The 17,804-nt window shown below is 60.9% G+C and carries 14 protein-coding genes; 5 read left to right on the top strand and 9 right to left on the bottom strand.

Annotated elements, in window-relative coordinates; genetic code table 11:
* Positions 1 to 94: 94 nt before the first annotated feature.
* The 4 genes from JYG32_RS04570 to rimO all read right to left on the bottom strand — a co-directional run bounded on the left by JYG32_RS04570 (position 95) and on the right by rimO (position 4,219).
* Positions 95 to 637 (bottom strand): hypothetical protein, encoded by a 543-nt coding sequence (locus JYG32_RS04570; protein WP_174381529.1) that lies wholly within the window; start codon positions 635 to 637, stop codon positions 95 to 97.
* A gap of 18 nt (positions 638 to 655) precedes the next feature.
* Positions 656 to 1,846, bottom strand: a complete 1,191-nt coding sequence (bktB, locus tag JYG32_RS04565; protein WP_213264802.1) for a beta-ketothiolase BktB — start codon at positions 1,844 to 1,846, stop codon at positions 656 to 658.
* A 69-nt stretch (positions 1,847 to 1,915) separates the two neighbouring features.
* A complete protein-coding gene (locus tag JYG32_RS04560) occupies positions 1,916 to 2,842 on the bottom strand; it encodes a sugar kinase (protein WP_213264801.1) in 927 nt (308 codons plus the stop codon).
* A gap of 3 nt (positions 2,843 to 2,845) precedes the next feature.
* Positions 2,846 to 4,219 carry a 30S ribosomal protein S12 methylthiotransferase RimO gene (rimO, locus tag JYG32_RS04555; RefSeq protein ID WP_213264800.1) on the bottom strand — a complete coding sequence of 458 codons (1,374 nt, stop codon included), beginning with the start codon at positions 4,217 to 4,219 and terminating at the stop codon, positions 2,846 to 2,848.
* Between rimO and JYG32_RS04550 the strand changes: the two genes are divergently transcribed.
* Together JYG32_RS04550 and JYG32_RS04545 are read left to right on the top strand one after the other, a co-directional pair.
* On the top strand, positions 4,201 to 5,904 hold the full coding sequence (locus JYG32_RS04550) for a recombinase family protein (protein ID WP_213264799.1): 1,704 nt from the start codon (positions 4,201 to 4,203) through the stop codon (positions 5,902 to 5,904). The genes rimO and JYG32_RS04550 overlap by 19 nt on opposite strands.
* A gap of 66 nt (positions 5,905 to 5,970) precedes the next feature.
* Positions 5,971 to 6,327 (top strand): hypothetical protein, encoded by a 357-nt coding sequence (locus tag JYG32_RS04545; protein ID WP_213264798.1) that lies wholly within the window; start codon positions 5,971 to 5,973, stop codon positions 6,325 to 6,327.
* A gap of 101 nt (positions 6,328 to 6,428) precedes the next feature.
* On the opposite strand, the gene JYG32_RS04540 is transcribed toward JYG32_RS04545, so the two are convergent.
* Positions 6,429 to 7,100 (bottom strand): SOS response-associated peptidase family protein, encoded by a 672-nt coding sequence (locus JYG32_RS04540; RefSeq protein ID WP_213264797.1) that lies wholly within the window; start codon positions 7,098 to 7,100, stop codon positions 6,429 to 6,431.
* Between the two features lie 328 nt (positions 7,101 to 7,428).
* On the opposite strand from JYG32_RS04540, the gene JYG32_RS04535 reads away from it, so the two are divergent.
* Both JYG32_RS04535 and JYG32_RS04530 read left to right on the top strand, forming a co-directional pair.
* Positions 7,429 to 7,893, top strand: a complete 465-nt coding sequence (locus JYG32_RS04535) for a hypothetical protein (RefSeq protein WP_249744619.1) — start codon at positions 7,429 to 7,431, stop codon at positions 7,891 to 7,893.
* A 42-nt stretch (positions 7,894 to 7,935) separates the two neighbouring features.
* On the top strand, positions 7,936 to 8,376 hold the full coding sequence (locus tag JYG32_RS04530) for a hypothetical protein (RefSeq protein WP_213264795.1): 441 nt from the start codon (positions 7,936 to 7,938) through the stop codon (positions 8,374 to 8,376).
* Between the two features lie 708 nt (positions 8,377 to 9,084).
* Here the strand turns inward: JYG32_RS04530 and JYG32_RS04525 are convergent.
* Both JYG32_RS04525 and JYG32_RS04520 read right to left on the bottom strand, forming a co-directional pair.
* Positions 9,085 to 11,562 carry a hypothetical protein gene (locus JYG32_RS04525; protein ID WP_213264794.1) on the bottom strand — a complete coding sequence of 826 codons (2,478 nt, stop codon included), beginning with the start codon at positions 11,560 to 11,562 and terminating at the stop codon, positions 9,085 to 9,087.
* A gap of 760 nt (positions 11,563 to 12,322) precedes the next feature.
* Positions 12,323 to 12,577 (bottom strand): hypothetical protein, encoded by a 255-nt coding sequence (locus JYG32_RS04520; RefSeq protein ID WP_213264793.1) that lies wholly within the window; start codon positions 12,575 to 12,577, stop codon positions 12,323 to 12,325.
* Positions 12,578 to 15,089: 2,512 nt separating this feature from the next.
* Here JYG32_RS04520 and JYG32_RS04515 point away from each other — a divergent pair.
* Positions 15,090 to 15,731 (top strand): hypothetical protein, encoded by a 642-nt coding sequence (locus tag JYG32_RS04515; protein WP_213264792.1) that lies wholly within the window; start codon positions 15,090 to 15,092, stop codon positions 15,729 to 15,731.
* Positions 15,732 to 15,873: 142 nt separating this feature from the next.
* Here the strand turns inward: JYG32_RS04515 and JYG32_RS04510 are convergent, their stop codons facing one another.
* Together JYG32_RS04510 and JYG32_RS04505 are read right to left on the bottom strand one after the other, a co-directional pair.
* A complete protein-coding gene (locus JYG32_RS04510) occupies positions 15,874 to 17,343 on the bottom strand; it encodes a DUF746 domain-containing protein (RefSeq protein ID WP_249744585.1) in 1,470 nt (489 codons plus the stop codon).
* A complete protein-coding gene (locus JYG32_RS04505; RefSeq protein WP_213264791.1) occupies positions 17,340 to 17,798 on the bottom strand; it encodes a hypothetical protein in 459 nt (152 codons plus the stop codon). The genes JYG32_RS04510 and JYG32_RS04505 overlap by 4 nt, the downstream gene beginning before the upstream one ends.
* Positions 17,799 to 17,804 lie beyond the last annotated feature (6 nt).

Raw genomic sequence — 17,804 nt, 5'->3', positions numbered from 1 at the left:
GGCCGTTCGGTTGCGGAATATGTCGCTAGATTAGCCAAAATCGGCGCATTTGGCCCGGTACAATGCGCGCCGCGCACGCCGAGCCAGCGCGGACTCAGTCGTCGGTGCGCAGGTTGACGATGCCGCCCACCGTCTCGATTTCCTGCACGCGGCCGTCGCGCACCTGCAGCGCCGTGCGCTTGCCCGGCGCCAGGCGCAGCACGACGGGCTGCGGGTCCGATTCGTCCGAGTTCATCCGGTCGGCCTTCAATTCGCCCGTCGCGTCGAAGCGGCCGACCCACACGCCGGTGATGTTCGTGCCGTCGTTCGATTCCTCGATCTCGAGCGTATCGCCGTCGCGATCGCCCGCGAGCAGGACGACCTCACCCGTATCGGCGAACTGGTATTCGCCATGCACACCTTCCTCGTCCGTCTTCGGGCCGAGATGCACGACGATCGGCCGGTCGCCGAGCGTGCCTTCGTAGCGCGGCAGGCGGGCGAATTCGGGATTCGGCCGCAGCGGCCGCGCGGGTGCCGCTTGATCCTGTTGCGCGCCCGGCGCGACGGCCTGCGCCGCAACCGCGCCCGGCAGCGCGATGCCCGCCGCCAGCGCGCCTGCGACGACGAGCGCCCGTTGCCATTCCGAATATCGACCCACCTTGCGTTGCTCCTTGCTTCAGATTCGCTCGAAAATCGCGGCGATGCCCTGCCCGCCGCCGATGCACATCGTCACGAGCGCGTATCGGCCGCCGATGCGCTGCAACTCGTACAGCGCCTTGACGGTGATCAACGCGCCCGTCGCGCCGATCGGGTGGCCGAGCGAAATGCCGGACCCGTTCGGATTCACCTTTGCCGGGTCGAGACCCAGCGCCTTCGTCACCGCGCATGCCTGCGCGGCGAATGCCTCGTTCGCCTCGATCACGTCGAGATCGGCAACCGTCAGCCCCGCGCGCTCGAGCACCCTTTGCGTGGCCGGCACCGGGCCGATCCCCATGTAGGCCGGATCGACGCCCGCATGCGCATACGCGACGAGGCGCGCGAGCGGCTTCGCGCCGCGCTTCTCGGCGACGCCGCGCTCCATCAGCAGCACCGCGGCCGCCGCGTCGTTGATGCCCGACGCGTTGCCGGCCGTCACCGTGCCGTTCTCCTTCACGAACACGGGCCGCAGCTTCGAGAAGTCGTCCAGGCTCGCGTCGTGGCGCACGTGCTCGTCGTGATCGAACACGACCGGCGTGCCCTTCTTCGAGCCGATCAGCTCGACCGGCAGGATCTGATCCTTGAAGTAGCCGGCCTTCGCCGCATGCGACGCACGGCGGTGCGATTCAAGTGCGAGCGCATCCTGCGCGTCGCGCGAAATACCGTACTTCGCCGCGACGTTCTCGGCCGTCACGCCCATGTGGATCGTCTGGAACGGATCGTTCAGCGCGCCGACCATCATGTCGACCGCGCGCATGTCGCCCATGCGCTGCCCGAAGCGCGCGGCCGGGATCGAATACGGCGCACGGCTCATGTTCTCCGCGCCGCCCGCAATCGCGATGTCCGCGTCGCCGAGCAGCACGCCCTGTGCGGCCGATACGATCGCCTGCAGCCCCGAACCGCACAGCCGGTTGACCGTGAGCGCCGGCGCATGTTGCGCGACGCCGCCGTTGATCGCGGCGACGCGCGCGAGATACATGTCCTTCGGCTCCGTGTGCACGACGTTGCCGAACACCACATGGCCGACCTCGTCGCCCGACACCTGCGCGCGCTGCAACACTTCGCGCACGACTTTCGCGCCGAGCTCGGTCGGCGCGATGTCCTTCAGGCCGCCGCCGAAATCGCCGATCGCGGTACGCACGCCGCTCACCACCACCACTTCACGTTGCATGTTGCCTCCTCATCCTTCTCATCGAATGAATCGATCGTGCGGGGCCGTGGCCGGCGTGCGTGTGTCGCGTCAGCCTTGCATCAGGCGCTCCACCGCATCGCGGTGCGGAATCGGCGCGACTGCGCCATAGCCCGTCGTCGACAGTGCCGCCGCCGCGTTCGCATAGCGTGCCGCCGCGAACGGATCGTCGCCCGCGACGATCCGCGCGACGAAGGCACCGCCGAAGCAGTCGCCCGCACCCGTTGCATCGACGGCCTCGACCGCGAAGCCCGGCACGACGCGCCGTTCGTTCGGCGTCGCGACATACGCGCCTTCCTTCCCGAGCTTCAGCGCGACGACCTGCGGCCCGTGTTCGAGCATCGCGTCGACGATCGCATTGCGATCGTTCGCGCCCGTGAGCGCCGTGACGTCGTCCCAGCTCGGCAGGCAGATGTCCGTCTGGCGCAACGCCTCGCGCATCACCGCGCGAGCGCGCGGCAGCGGCCACAGCTTCAGGCGCAGGTTCGTGTCGAAGCTGACCTTTGCGCCGTTGCGGCGCGCATGGTCGATCGCCGCAAACGCGGCGTCGCACGCGGCCGCGCTGATCGCAAGGCTGATGCCCGACAGGTGCACGGCCTTCGCGGCCGCCAGCGCGTCGAGCGGCAGGTCGCCCGTCGCATAGCGGCTCGCCGCGGAGCCCGCGCGCAGATAGTCGAACTGGTGGCCGTCGGCGCCATGCGTGACGAAATACACGCCGGTCGGCGCCGAGCGATCGACCCGCACGTACGTCGTATCGACGTGCTCGGCGCGCCACATGTCGGCCAGCAGGCGGCCGAACGGGTCGTCGCCGATCGCCGACACGAAACCCGTCGACGCGCCCTGGCGCGCCGCGGCGATGCAGAAGTTCGACGTGTCGCCGCCGAAGCCCTGCAGGAATTCGGGACGGCCCGGCTGCGACTGATTGAATTCGATCATCGCCTCGCCGAGCGCGAGGATCTCCGGAAATGCGGCGGTCATCGCTTACACCTCGCCCCACAGATCGTGGCCGTCGGCGCCCGTGATCTTCACGGACACGAAATCGCCGACCTTGTAGCGCTTCGACGCCTTCGTCGCCGGCTCGACATAGACGACGCCGTCGATCTCCGGCGCATCGGCTGCCGTGCGGCCAATGCCGCCTTCTTCGCCGACTTCGTCGATCAGCACCTTGAGGGTCTTGCCGACCTTGCGCTGGATGCGGTTCGCCGACACTTCCTCGGCGACTTCCATGAAGCGCGCGCGGCGCTCTTCACGGACCTCGTCGGGCAGCGCACCGTCGAGTTCGTTCGCGGTCGCGCCTTCGACCGGCGAGTACGCGAAGCAGCCGACGCGATCGAGTTCCGCCTCGCGGATGAAGTCGAGCAGCGTTTCGAACTGCTCTTCCGTCTCGCCGGGGAAGCCCGCGATGAACGTGCTGCGGATCGTCAGGTCCGGGCAGATCTCGCGCCACTTCTGCACACGCTCGAGCACCTTCTCGGCATTCGCCGGACGCTTCATGCGCTTCAGCACTTCAGGGTGCGCGTGCTGGAACGGCACGTCGAGATACGGCAGCACGTGGCCCTTGAACGGACCTTCGGCCATCAGCGGAATCACTTCGTCGACGCTCGGATACGGATACACGTAGTGCAGGCGCACCCACGCGCCGTACTGCGCGGCGAGTTCGCCGAGCGCGGCGACCAAGTCGGTCATGCGTGTCTTGATCGGCTTGCCGTTCCAGAAGCCCGTGCGGTACTTCACGTCGACGCCGTAGGCGCTCGTGTCCTGCGAAATCACGAGCAGTTCCTTCACGCCCGACTTGAACAGGTTCTCGGCCTCGAGCATCACCTCGGCGACCGGACGCGACACGAGATCGCCGCGCATCGACGGGATGATGCAGAACGTGCAGCGGTGGTTGCAGCCTTCGGAGATCTTCAGGTACGCGTAGTGGCGCGGCGTGAGCTTGATGCCGGCCGCGGGCACGAGGTCGACGAACGGGTCGTGGGGCTTCGGCAGGTGCGAATGCACGGCCTGCATCACTTCGCCCACCGCGTGCGGGCCGGTAACGGCGAGCACCTTCGGATGGACTTCCTCGATGAGGTTCGAGCCGCTCGCGCTCGCCTTCGCGCCGAGACAGCCGGTGACGATTACCTTGCCGTTCTCGGTCAGCGCTTCGCCGATCGCGTCGAGGCTTTCCTGCACGGCTTCGTCGATGAAGCCGCAGGTGTTCACGACCACGAGGTCGGCGCCGTCGTAGGTGCCGGAGATTTCATAACCTTCGGCGCGCAACTGGGTGATGATTTGTTCGGAGTCGACGAGGGCTTTCGGGCACCCGAGGGATACCATACCTATACGCGGTGCCGATGAAATTTTTTGAGACATCTGGAGTGTGGGGCGTGGCAGCAAAAGCGAGAGTTTACAGCTATTTACGGTTCAGCGACCCAAAACAAGCGGCCGGCGGCAGCATAGACCGCCAGCTGGAATACGCCGCCCGCTGGGCGGCCGACCACGAGATGGAACTCGATGCGTCCCTATCACTTCGGGACGAGGGCCTGTCGGCCTACCATCAGCGGCACGTCCGGCAAGGTGCGCTGGGCGTATTCCTGCGCGCCGTCGAGGACGGACAGGTTCCGGCCGGATCAGTACTGGTCGTCGAGGGTCTGGACCGGTTGAGTCGCGCCGAGCCGCTGCAGGCACAGGCGCAGCTCGCGCAGATTGTGAACGCCGGCATCACGGTGGTGACGGCCAGCGACGGCCGGGAATACAACCGCGTGCGCCTGAAGGCTCAGCCTATGGATCTCGTGTACAGCCTGCTGGTTATGATCCGGGCACACGAGGAATCGGACACGAAAAGCAAGCGCGTCAAGGCGGCCATCCGCCGGCAGTGTCAAGGCTGGATCGCCGGCACGTGGCGCGCGCCGATCCGCGTCGGGAAGGATCCGCATTGGGTCCGAGAAAGCGAAGGCGGAGGGTTCGAGCTGATACCGGAGCGCGCTGAAGCTGTGCGCCATGTGATCGCGATGTTCCGGCAGGGGCACGGAGCCGTCCGCATTGTCCGCGATCTGGCCGAGCGCGGACTGCAGGTCACCGATAGCGGGCGCACGCAGTCGTCGAACCTCTACCGGCTGCTGGCGAATCGCATGCTGCTCGGCGAGAAATCCGTAGAGGTGGATGGCGAAGCCTTCCGCCTCGAAGGCTACTATCCCGCCCTGCTGACGCCGACCGAATTCGCGGACCTTCGATACCTGGCCGAGCAGCGCGGCCGGCGCAAGGGAAAGGGAGAAATTCCCGGCGTCGTAACCGGCCTCGGCATCACGCACTGCGGATACTGTGGAGCCGCTGTCGTCGCGCAGAACCTTATGGGGCGCAAGCGCATGTCGGACGGACGACCCGCTCCGGGCCACCGCCGACTGCACTGCGTTACATACAGCATCGGTGCCGGCTGCAAGATGAGCGGTAGCTGCAGCGTCGTTCCGGTCGAACGCGCTCTGATGCTGTATTGCTCAGACCAGATAAATTTGTCTCGGCTACTCGAAGGAGCCGCAGGTACGGCAACGGTGAGCGCGCAACTGGCGAGCGCGCGCCAACGCGTCGCGGAACTTGAAGCGCAGGTTCAGCGCGTCACGGATGCGTTGCTATTGGACGACGGCGAAGCCCCGGTGGCCGTGTTGCGCCGCGTCCGCGAGCTCGAAAGTCAGCTCGCGAGCGAGCGACGCGACGTCGAGTCGCTCGAGCACCACCTCGCGGCGTCGGCGTCGAGCGTCGCGCCGGCCGCAGCGGACGCTTGGCGGGACCTCGTGCAAGGAGTCGAGAATCTCGACTACGACGCCCGAATGCTGGCCCGCCAGCTCGTAGCGGATACGTTCTCGAGGATCGTGATCTATCAGTCTGGGTTCCGTCCTGACGTCGACGATGGGACGATCGGGCTGCTTCTCATTGCGAAGCGTGGCACGACACGCATGCTACATGTCGATCGTAGGACCGGCGAATGGCGCGCCGCAGAAGATATTCAATCTGCCAATATTTTGGTCGCGCAAACCCTATTCACCACAGAAAAAAACGCTTAACCTTTGACTGCTGTTATTGGCAACAGCTGATTTGCTTTCTACAACCATTCTACGGGGCTCGGTGCAATGGCGATTTACTTTTTCACGACTGATCCAAACGGTCTGCTTGCGAACTTTAGAAAGAGAATCTTTCAAGAAGAGCAACAAGGAAAAATCACTACCTGGGAAGAAAAAGATGGTTATTTCACCCACAAATCTAAAGAATGGCAATATGAGGCATGGTTCAAACCCTCAATAGCAGAGGGAAAGAATCTGACGTTCAACATCGTAAAGTCACAAAATAAGGATGGCGTTTCGTCGGTCGCCTACGGCTATTACCACGGCCACTTGACTGAAACGTTTCTCAATCATTTTGACAAACTATTCTCATCCGCACAGTCCTCTGCACTCCCGGCGGCGGGCGACATCGTGTCCAGCAAGTAATTGGGGGACGAATGACAAATTGTCTCGGGGTGAACTCGGATCGCCGCGAGCATCATTTATGTGGCTCCGCCTGATCTCCGGGATAAGATATACGCTGTTCATTACCTTGGCTCGGCCGACATATCGTCGGCCGGGTACAACTGCAGCATCGCGCGTGCCGCCTCGACGTTCGACGTCGTCAGCCATTCCTCCCAGTCGTCCGGACGCAGAATCACGACCGACCGCTTCTCGTCGGCCGGCTTGTGCATGCGCGACATCAGCGGGTGGCCGTCGGCATTGACGGTAATCATCGACATCGTGTGATGGTCCATGCCGTCCGCGCCTTGCAGCGTCCGCCAGATGCCGGCAACGCACATCGTTCGCCAGTCGGACAGGCCGATCTGGTGCCAGACGTTCTTGCCCGTCTCGTAGCACGGTTCGTATATCCATTCCGCGGGAATCAGGCAGCGCCTGCCGGCGCGCCAAGCGGGACCGTATAGGGGCGACTTCCCGAGGTTGTCGTCGCGCACGTTCATCGTGCTGCGCATGATCGGCGGCTTCCGGCCCTGCTCCTTCGCTTTCTCGATGTTGGCCTTCTGCAGGGCACGCGGCCAGAAGCCGAATCCGGCGACCAACGGCAGGATCCTTCCGTCGACGTTCGCGACGATCGGCGCCCGATAGTCCTGATAGATCTCCTGCTCCCATGGGAACCGCCGGTAGATCTCACTGAATGGCTCGATTCGTAGCTCGCGGATCTCGTAATCCTCGTGCGGCGCCCGGTAGTGTGTGCACATCGAATGCCTCCCCTCTGGTCAACTCCTCGACCGTGCCAGCATCACCATCACTGCTCAGGCAGCACCCTCACCCCGAGCTCAACCAGTCGAGATCGACACGCATTGTGAAGCTCGCCATCACCAGTGTGTAGGTCGAACGTCCGACCATTCGATACGTATCCTATGACGTCACCCTGCAAAAAATAGTGCTCGATCGTCACGCCATTTTCGAAAAGGTAGGCATCGACACGATCGGCGCACCACTTCATAGCGTTCCCCATTTTTCTGATCTTGACTAGGGTAGTTTATCGCGCAATATACTGTGTTTTTATACAGCGGTGGCAACGTGATCAAGCCGCAGTGGGCTTACATTTGGGAGTACGGGTTCCAAGGCGACAAGAACCGCCTGAGGACCCCGATCGAGCTCACGAAACCGGAATTTGAATTTTGGATCGATCAGGACGCAAGGGCCGTGTTCCTAGGCTCGTGCACGCCGATCGAAGCCACCAGGATCGATCGTAACCGTGTGCCGCTCACAGATCCACGCTTCAAGATGAAGCCTACGATGCCGGAGTTCGATGCTCCGTCGGATGCAGAGCTTCGCGCCCTATGGCGCGAGTACACTGATCTGCAGGTACGCTGGCTGATCCTCGAGATTATGGCTCTCCGGAAATCGCTCGACAGAATTCAGGAATGGTTCGACTTCGTAGACAAGAACGTCGAGGATCGCGGGGAGCTCAGTGGCGGGAATGGGAAGTTTCAGGAGCTGCGCCATCTTCTCCGAAAGGAAAAGGGGCGCGCCGGGATGCTGTAATGCGCCGGCAACACCTTGATGGATACCGAACAGGAGCCGACCATGTCCACGATCGAGGAAGAGTTTCGCGGATCGACTGACGACTGGCATGGGACTGCATACGCCCACGAACGCGAGGCAGCCGGTTCATTTCGGGCCTACCTGCAACGAATTGCGCCGGAAATTCCGGCCCATCACGTGATCACGAATGTGCAGATTGTGATGTGCACGACGTACGCAAAGGAAGGACGCACCCCATTTCTCCGAATCTCGCACTTCGATGCTGGGGAGATGCCCGATCCCGTCGCCGCGTTCCATGAGCGTGTCGCAACCAACACCCTCGATTCGAAATTCACTGTAGTGAAGTGCGGCCTTGACCTGTTCGAGGCATTCAGCGATTTCGAGATCAGCCTGACGGCGCGTGGCTACGACATAGTGCCGATCGATGAACCCGGCGCCATCTACCGCAGCCAGGACGACATAGACGACGGCCCTGAGAACTGAATTTCGTCAGAGCGTGAATGCCATCAGGGTATAGTAGTCGCGTTCACACTGCTGGACGGCAATGCGAGCTCGGGGCCGGCGCCGCGATCACTCTCGCAATCGCATGATCCGTCACATTCCGAAACGGAAACGCCGGCCGGTCGATCTGCTAAACGTTCCCAGCACGGTGCCAGTCAAGCGGCAGATCCGGCACGAGGTCGTTGCCGTTCTTGTATATGCCGAGGGGCACCTTCGCGAGCAGTGCCGCGACAACGCCATCCGGACACGCGCGCTGAGGCTCGAAGCCGTAGACGGACACCGGGGAGGTTGCCGGCGGCAACCGTCGCCGCAGCGCTCATGATCCGTATAAGGTTGGACTAGACCAAACAGACAGCGTAAGTTCGTCTGACTCAGTTCGGCCAGTTTCTGTCAGTCGTTGTGCGCTGACTGGCCGTCCGCATTTTGTCGAGAAATGGACGCCGGCCGCTTCGCTCCACGCTGCAGTGCGAGGAGACCCTATTGCGTCGTCGGCAGCGTACTTCGTGCAAAGGAGCTTCACCGAAAAATGGGGTTGGCATCAGGCACGCCGTTCAGTGCATTTGGACGAAGCCTCTGAACGCTAGAACTTCCGCACGACGTTCGACGGCTCGCGTTGCGGAAATCATTGGCATGTTTCGACTGATACCTTGGCACTCAAAGTCGCCCCAAATTGATTGCGTTTAAGTTGATTTACTCGGCCTCGCGAAGTGTCTTCCGGCGCGCCCGCCGTTGCTCCCAGCGCCTCTGCCATTCCTGATGCAGCGGCGGCAGGTTCAGGTACATCTGCTGAGTCGCATCACAGAGGGCGAGTAATCCGTGAACGTGGGCGAATCTTGCGCGCTGCGTTTCAGGCCAACAGTGTGGAGGCCGATTCCAATGCAACAGCTCAGCACCAGTGAGGATCAGAACAGGGTTGATAGAGCGCTCGGCTTTCCAGTGCTTTCGCCCGAACTTCGCAAGCTTACTAATTGAGGCGATCTCCTTCGCGGTCAGTGTTTCCCTCAACGTACTAAACACGAGGATGGCCCCCGGGAAAGTCTCGGCGAACTCACGCATTCTGGCGATGTCCTTTGCCTCGAATTGACCGTATGTCTTGCACTCGCCGAACAACAGACCTTCGCTTTGCTCGCCGTAGAGCGTTTCTCTCCAGAACATGGCGAAGTCTGCTTCCATATTGCGCTTGCCGGGTGACGTTGCCATGAAGCTAGGAACCGATGTCGTCCTTAATGTGGTAAGCATTCGGTCACTGAGGGCGTCAATGGTCAGCAATACGGCGTGCGCACCGTCTGCGTAATTTGGAACACTGAATGGTCCGGCAGTCCGGTAGTACCATCCGCCTGATGACTGGTCGACATTGCCGGCAGCGGAGAATGGGCTCAGGCACTTCGGGCACTCCAGCGACTCGCTAAGTGCTGACATGGCAAACCAGGTATTGCGTTGGCAGGTAGGACATTGTGTTCGCAGCCCCAGCTTGAAGACGCCGCACTTGAGAAACGTGTCGTACAACGTCGGACTCTTAAGTCGGCTCTTGACCTCACCGACAGACATCTCACGTGCCGTTGTTATCCGGCTCGCGTCAATCGGCGTTCCGTTCCTGCTGACGGACCCGCCATTCATGTGTTCGAGCAGTCCTAGGATCGCCCTGTCCGCAAGCAGCCTTGGATAGCCGCCAAGTCGTTTGAAAATCTGCTTGGCGAGGATGCCGGGCGGTGACAACTCGGCCTTCCACCCCTGATCTTCCAACCAAGCAAAGAAGATCGTTTCCGAGGAGGGTACAGTGCGCGACTCGACGAACGAGTGTTGCACAAGTTTCACCAGGCCGTGTCGCCCAATGCGCCATATACCTCGGAGACCACCAATGCCCGAAATCGCGCCGGCCAGATGGTCCCCCTTGATTTTCGGATAGACCTCTGCGAGATGCTCCTCCGCGCCAAACAAACGCCAGTCGAATTCGTTCGCACAAAGTCCTTCGCTATGAAACCAATCCTGCGGCGCAAAATCCGGCACCAAAGGCTTGATTCGCATTTCAAGGTCGGAGGCGCTGGCAATGTCGATAGAGTGCTCGCCCTCTGCATAGACGTCGACCACACCGCCGTCCTTGCTACGGGCCCATTCGTCCCATATACGTGGATACCAGTGCTGCAATGAACAGTACGATTCGTTAGCGGCGTTTGAGTCTGTCCTAGGAAACTCAAGCGTTTTCGCATACGCCTGCATTTCATCCATGGTTGAATGGCGACTGCGAATGAAAGAGGCGACATCGAAGTGCTTAGGATCGTGCGGCCATTGCCGTCGCTCCTGGAGGAGGAACTCAACTACCACGCTCCTGAATGACTCCTCCTGCAAAAACTGCTTCGGTAGCGGAAGCACGTTCCTACCAGTGGCTCGAAGATTCCAGTAATCGACGACGTCTTCAACGCTGCTCGCATCCATGAAAAAGATACATGCGTGTCGTCCATATTTCAATCGGCCTTGATTGGGAAGTCCCCATGCCGTAATTCTTCTTGGGAAAAGAACGTCCTGTCCCGTGAGTGCCGGAAATGATTCCGCTGTAACCGGTGGTCTCTCGATGTCCAGTGGTTCAGTGTAGTGGCTGGTTATCGCCGAAAGAATGTCGTCGCTGTACTCTCCATATACGCCTGCCCAAAAAAGGCCCAGCTTATTCGGAATAACTGGAACAACGACTCTTGTGGGGTACTTTGACTTGTACTTGAAGCATTCCTTGTAAATTGCATCGAGCAGTGTGAATGCACCAATACCGTAGGTGGGTTCGCCCAAGGATCGAGCTCCCTCCCACACTTCTTGCGGTTTTACAATCGGCAGGCGCGTATCGGTGATATAAGGCGGAACGCTTCCAGAAAACTGCACTAGGATGTCCGGATCGAAGGCATCAACGTAGCCGCGCACCACATCGCTTGAGGCAGGAAGCGAAAAGGGCCGTTCACGCCAGCTCGCGGGCATCCGCTTGAAGAGCGGGATGATCGGAAAGAAGACCCCTCCCCACAGGCTACTGGCGAGACGGATGGCCTCACGAACCTGCGATGCGCTATTGGGATCAACCAGGAAGGCCAGCTTGGTCGGTCGAATCTTGATGTTAACGGTGCCGCGCATACGATCCAGATGTATTTTTTCCCCGATGACGAAGTTTAACAACAGTGGGGAAAGCACGTTGGCGCGTCGTCCGCCCTATGCCCGCGCCGGGCTGGTTCAAGGCATCCATATTGGGAATGCGGCATGCAAGAATCCACGTAAACGTGGATGTGCGATAGACAGACAGTCCGGAACTGCCGTGGTGCCTTAGCATCACCAGATCGGTTTCGCGAAAAAGCAAAGGATCAAAGACGTCCACATCAGCGGATCCTCACTGACGGGAATCACTCTGAGATCGGACGCTCGACGACGGCACGCCGAATGTCGGCTTCGAGTCGGGTTGAGCCAGTCGCGGTTTGTCTGAGCGGCCATCGACTGGGTTCGGCCACCAGGAGACGTTCAGAAGTTGGCTCTGCCCAACAAACGGTCATTCGATTCAAATGCTCGAATGCTGCATCGGCCTTAGCCGACATTCGGGTATTCGCATCCTTGAGGCGGCTACGAGGTGCTTTCCGGACGTCCACGCCTCGCCTGGCGCTGGAATCGGCCGTGAGCCAGATTTCTTCAAAAGGTTCCAGTCCTGGAAGAGGACCGGTCAGGAGATTCTACGGCAGCTCATTGAACAGGTAGACGAATACACATTTAAGCAACGCGTGAAAGCGGTTTGTCTGTCGAAGGTACTAGCGGCAAACCGCCTACTCGACACATTCGTCTGCACCCGCTTAGCTTCCACCTATTTCGGGGCTAACGAATGAAGATAGCAGGAGCCCCCGGCTGGCCACACTGCCGTCGGCGCCAAACGAGGGTAGTCCACTTAATGAGAATGACGCAGGGCCGACTACCCCGACCAGACCTGCGACGCCTGGCCCAGCACCGTAGATGGTTGCACCTGCGACTGGATTTGGACCAGGAACAGGGCCGCGACCGCCGCCGCCACCGCTGTCGTCAGGGTTAGGCATTCCGCCAGACATCCCTGGGTCAATGCAGATCGGGCCGCTATCACCACCACCGCTACCACCTCCGCCGCTATCATCGCCACCGCCAGACATTCCCCCTTGCTCACCGCCACCACCAGACATTCCTCCTTGCTCACCGCCACCGCCAGACATCCCCCCTTGTTGATCTCCAGGGGTCCCGGAGGTTCCGTCGTCCACGGGCACACCCATATCTGGTGGCTGGGTCGCCTGCGTTGGCTCTCCAGACCCGGAGTCGTCTCCAAAAATGGCGTATCCGATTGCTTCGCCAACACATAAGCCGAGGCCAAATGCTGCCCCGATCCCAGCACCGGTGCCCGCGCCGGCAGCAGCTCCGGGAGGACCTCCGGAGGCGCCTATGGTCCCTCCGATAGCCGTGCCGGTGCCTATTGCAATCGTGAACGAATTCGCACAGGCGCTAGCCCAGTCTGAGAATCCATCCGCTGCTGCGCCAAGATTACTAGGAGCAAAACCGTCGAAGCCGCCACCACCGACATTGAGCGCTCCGCCCGGAAAGAGGTTAATGAGTGTCGCTAGCCCGCCAACGCGCCCGGTTCGAAAGAGGTCGTAGAACCCACGCTCATCTACGAACGTGATCCTGCCACTCGACGCATCGACGATAGGAGCAGTGCGCACTCCGCCGCCTAAGCTCTTGGGCCGCGGGATTGCCACCCAAAGCTGCGCGCCCCAGTCTGCGAGCCGACGGTCTCCGTTTCGCACCGCCGCCAGCAGTACACTCAGGAAAACACTTTCTAGTCCATCGAGAGATCGAGCCCTGAAGGCATAGTCGCAAAGCGAGCCGAGAATCCGACGGTGCGCGCTTTGATGAACTATCGCGATTTGTGCGATCGTGGTTGCAAGTGCATTGCTATATGCGCGGAAGGCTCGTTTCCGTGAAAAATTAGCGATTGTTTCACTCCGAATCTGGTCTTCTCTCCCCACGGTCTTAAGGTGCAATTCTTGGAGCTGCCGCCAAGCGGCCGTGGCTGGCAAGGCCCATAACATTCCGACTTTTGCATAAATCGGCCCAGTGGCTGTGATCGTGACCAGTCGGGACGCGCCTGCCTCACTGCTGGCAAGCGTATTTACCACTGTGGAAGCTAAGGTGGCTACCGATGATCTTCGTGTCAAGGGCAGCCTGGCGACCGCTGCCCTCAATGCTGGTCGGGACACGACATGCCCTGCCGTGATGCGCTCATCCATATCAATACCTCCACTATTCTTTAGATCCAATTGGGCTCAGGGTTACCCGCTGGAAACAGAGTGATCGCGGTCTAAAGGAGTCGACTGCCCTCCGCGCAGAACCGTGCAAGAATTGACGAATCCAGTGGTCCCTACAAAACGCCGCTAACGAAGGGGACTGGAAGGCAGAAAGTGTGGCCAGAAACCACAATGGTCGCACTGACGCAAATCACCAATATCGTTTTTCTGGCAAAGCTTAAATGCTTGGCTCATAGTTGCAGTTTTATCGCACGGAGAAACAGTCCTTTGAAATCTAGTAGCCGAACTCGATGTGCGCCCTCCGTACTTTCCCCGGCAAGTCTTTCTTCCTGCATTATTCTTGCCGGCTTGTATGAGTGACGATTGTGTGAACGGTCAGTGAAACCATGAGGAAGTGCCTGCGATGGCCGATAGGTGACGCCACTTCAATTCGCTCGACCCGATGGGCACGCGAAAGCAGTTTGCACAAAACCTGACCACGTTCGCGCAGCAGGCTGCGGGTTCCCGTGGCGGCCCGTGCATAAGGGTCAACATGGTCACAAACGGACGGTTACTGCCCTGCCGCCACTGCAGCTTACGTACCCGCTTTGGGGAATTGGTCAATTCCGACGTTGGCGCCACCTTCTCGTCGCCTGTCACCGTGGACAGGCTGCCATCCTGCCTCCCCAATGAAACAACTCCTCCGTGATAGCGTCGGAGCAACGCAGGGATGGGAGAACCTCCCGCCTCCCGGCCGATCGGGCTGGCGGCTTTGGGTGACGGCCTGAGAGCGGCCATCCATCATGTCGTACTTGAGCGTCTCTTATGGGTCGAGGCTGTGTGAAAACGCGGGCTGGACGCGTTGCTGCAGAAACTCGCCCCTTCAGATCGCGCTGTATAGGCTTGGTAGCGGCTCGGGAAGGGTAAAGCGACATCCAAAAACCGGATAGTTTCGCGTTTTCACACAGCCTCGACCGATCACGGCCCTTGATCAAGTGACGGCCAAGCAATCTCAGACCTGATCTGACGGTGACTGAGAGATCAGGTCTTGACTTGCGCACAGATCGCCGCGCCGAGAGAATGCCCGACCAAGTCACCGGACGCCCGTCGATGGCGGCCAATTCCGGCACGGCGATTTCGTACCACGCCTCCCAGAAGCCGCGGTGCACCTTGCCGATGCCCGGCACGTAGATCGGCATCACGCCCAGGTCCGCCCTAACCGATCAGTGCCTACACGTTCGTTGACGGAGGAGCCAAAGATTTCCTCCAAACCCGCGCCAGTTACACTCGGTGCATCAGTGCATCGGGGCGCAAGGAACGCGTTACCCATTATGTCGACGTTAAAGGATTTTCATGACCGGAGCGAACAAGTTCCCATCATCCGTCTGCATCGCAACACCAGCATACGACGGGACGTGCAAGATGGGTTAAGTGGAAAGTCTACTGCCGCTTGTTATCGAACTGATGCACCGGCAAATTGGCGCTTACTTCACCACAAGCAAGGGCGCGCTCGTCGTTCCCGGGCGTAATCTCTGCGCCGATTTCTTCCTGAAAAAAACGTCGGCTACCCACCTGCTATTCATCGACAGCGACATAAGCTGGAGAACGGCTGACATCATTCGGATGCTGGGTCACGCCGATCTCGACGTCGTCGGTACGATGTGTCTGAAAAAGGAGTATGACTGGGAGCGCATCGCGAAAATCACGAGGGAGCGCCCCGACCTTCCTGCCAGTGAATTGGCGCTGTATGGCGTGAAACAGGTTCTCGACATCCCGGTGCATGATGATGTGCTCGAGGTCAATGCGATCGGGACTGGGATGATGCTCATTCGCCGTGACGTGTTCGACGCGCTGAAGGAAACCCACCCCGACTGGCTCCAGGCGGGAAACAGTATTCATAAGGGCACCGTCGCCTACTTTGGTGGTGCTCGGAACGCTGACGGGTTGAGTGAAGACATCGCGTTCTGCGCTGATGTTCGCGCGCTCGGCCGGAAGGTATGGGCGTGTCCGTGGCTACGCATCGGACATATCGGCAACCACGAATTTGTTGGCCATCCACTTGCCACGAACTAAGTCCAACCGCCTCGGAAAAATCACAAATAGGGACAAACCAAAGTTAGTTAACCAACTTTTTTGATCTAGTGCAGGATAGGCCAGCAGGCCCAATTTACCGGGCTACGCGATCATTCCTCACCTCGCCCACCGCCGTTGTCCATCACGCAGCCGGCACCCATACTCGGCTGTGACGTTCGCACTGCCGGCACTGGAATTTGACCTGGCGCGCGCCGTCTGCCGCCGGCGGCCGCCCAGTCGACGCCAATCGCAATACGGTGCCCGTATGACCGCACTTTCCACAAGTCAGCACCGCCCCCGCAGTGGGTACGCCGAGTCTGACGCGCGCTTCCATTGCCCCGCTGGGATCGAGCAGCAGCAGCCATTGCCGCCACGGACGCAGCCATTTCTGGACCGCAAACGACGGCAGTCCCAGTGCATGTGACGCCGCCTTCGCCGTGTCACGCCAGCCGAGCATTGGCACCAGACGTCGGGCGAATGCACGTGCGTGCCCCTTAAGCAGTGGCGTATTCGATACGCGCGAAAAGTAGGCGAGGCACGTCCGGCACCGAAAGCACGGCAGCCCGTTTGGCCGCGCCTGGGCGTGGTGCTCGGTATGGTCGCTGCCGCACCATTGGCACGGCGGCGGCGTAGTGTCCAAACTGAGTGCCGCGTCGATCTGCTCGAGCAGAAACGCCGACAGCACGGGATCCTCGCGCCGATCCGTCGGTCCCGGCGGCGATTCTCGCGACGGCAACACCACCTCCGCCAACGAACGCCGAACCGTCACCGCAGGCGCGGCATCGTCCACACGCGCAGCACGTGCAACGGTCGGCGAGGGTGTATCCGGATGCACCTTGCGCCGCGCCCGTACTGCGGTCTCAATCGCATCGTGCATCACCTCGCCGTCGAACGCCTCGCCGTTGCCCTGCAGCACATCCAACAGCCGACTGCGGCCGCACTGCGGACAGCGGATCCGCCTTCGGCGTTGGGGATCAAAGCCGCCGGACAGGAATCCGCCCTCGAATCCACATCGCGCGCAACGCGCCCTCGGCGCCACGCGCACCCCGAGCCGGACCCGCGCTTCCCACTGTCCGGACGGATCGAGTTCGAGCAGATAGCGGCGAAATGCCAACAACCAGGAGAGGATCGCCTTCTGCGTGCGCCCGAGTCGCTCGCCCGCCTGCAGCATCGACATCTGTCGCGACAGCAGCGGAATCATCGCCTCGCCCTTCGCGTAATTGTGCAGACGCGCGAACGGCGTGCCCGTCAAACGATTGAAGCTGCGTTTGCACGCGTGGCAAAAATAGTTTGGAAGCCGACTCTTCCCTTGCGGCCGCTCGCCACGAATGCGCAATCCGTCGCAATATGGACAGCGTGGCACGGGAGTCGGCGATGGGCTCATGAGTTCGAGCCACGCTCGCATCAGGTAGTCCGTCAGCGCCGGGTCCTCCGTCTCTTCGTCGTCGACCGCTTCCCTTGCGGTGATGGCTCCCACCGTCGCATCGAAGTGGCGCGCCGGAACTTCGAGGGCAACTGAAAGACTATTGTCATGTCGAACCGGCGGTTTCTCCCCCTGCGTCCGGGTCTGCGTCGACGCAGCGGCCGTGACGTTGCGATGCTCGTCGTTCACAGCAACACCTCTTCGAGTTTGCTGCCTGGGATGGGTGATCGATCAGCCGATTCCGCGAAGTGACAAAGCTTGTTCCATGCCTCCAGGTAGCGGTATTTGGGAACACTGCCGACGATCGCGTCCGCACGCAGCAGCAATCGCTCGATCGCCTCAAGCGCATCTTCCGTCACCTGCCAGTCTTGTCCGTCGCCGGCCGCTTCGACGCTCTGATCGAGTACCGCTTCTGCTTCCAGGAAAAGCGTAAGGTCGGCGTCCGATATCTCGTCCTCCACTACGAAATACGCGAGATACAGGACACGCAGCAAGGCGATCATGGTCTCGGCGGTCCCATGGCCCGCCCGCATCGCCGCCAATGCAAGATGATTCGCGAGTGAAATATCGCGCACCAGCGCGGCCGGCAGCGGCAAGAGCTCGGCTTTGCTGCGCGGGCGACGCGGTTTGTGCTTTCGAGCCATGCGGGA

It is taken from the genome of Burkholderia pyrrocinia (assembly GCF_018417535.1).
Classification (GTDB): Bacteria; Pseudomonadota; Gammaproteobacteria; order Burkholderiales; family Burkholderiaceae; genus Burkholderia; species Burkholderia pyrrocinia_E.
The sequence above is the reverse complement of the archived record's forward strand: the minus strand, read 5'-3'. Positions and strand labels throughout refer to the sequence as shown.

Bases quoted from the DNA above. Each gene is read 5' to 3' on its own strand.
- JYG32_RS04545 (WP_213264798.1), top strand. From the start codon at position 5,971: ATGGCGATTTACTTTTTCACGACTGATCCAAACGGTCTGCTTGCGAAC.
- JYG32_RS04540 (WP_213264797.1), bottom strand. From the start codon at position 7,100: ATGTGCACACACTACCGGGCGCCGCACGAGGATTACGAGATCCGCGAG.
- JYG32_RS04530 (WP_213264795.1), top strand. From the start codon at position 7,936: ATGTCCACGATCGAGGAAGAGTTTCGCGGATCGACTGACGACTGGCAT.
- rimO (WP_213264800.1), bottom strand. From the start codon at position 4,219: ATGTCTCAAAAAATTTCATCGGCACCGCGTATAGGTATGGTATCCCTC.
- JYG32_RS04505 (WP_213264791.1), bottom strand. From the start codon at position 17,798: ATGGCTCGAAAGCACAAACCGCGTCGCCCGCGCAGCAAAGCCGAGCTC.
- bktB (WP_213264802.1), bottom strand. From the start codon at position 1,846: ATGCAACGTGAAGTGGTGGTGGTGAGCGGCGTGCGTACCGCGATCGGC.
- JYG32_RS04550 (WP_213264799.1), top strand. From the start codon at position 4,201: ATGAAATTTTTTGAGACATCTGGAGTGTGGGGCGTGGCAGCAAAAGCG.
- JYG32_RS04560 (WP_213264801.1), bottom strand. From the start codon at position 2,842: ATGACCGCCGCATTTCCGGAGATCCTCGCGCTCGGCGAGGCGATGATC.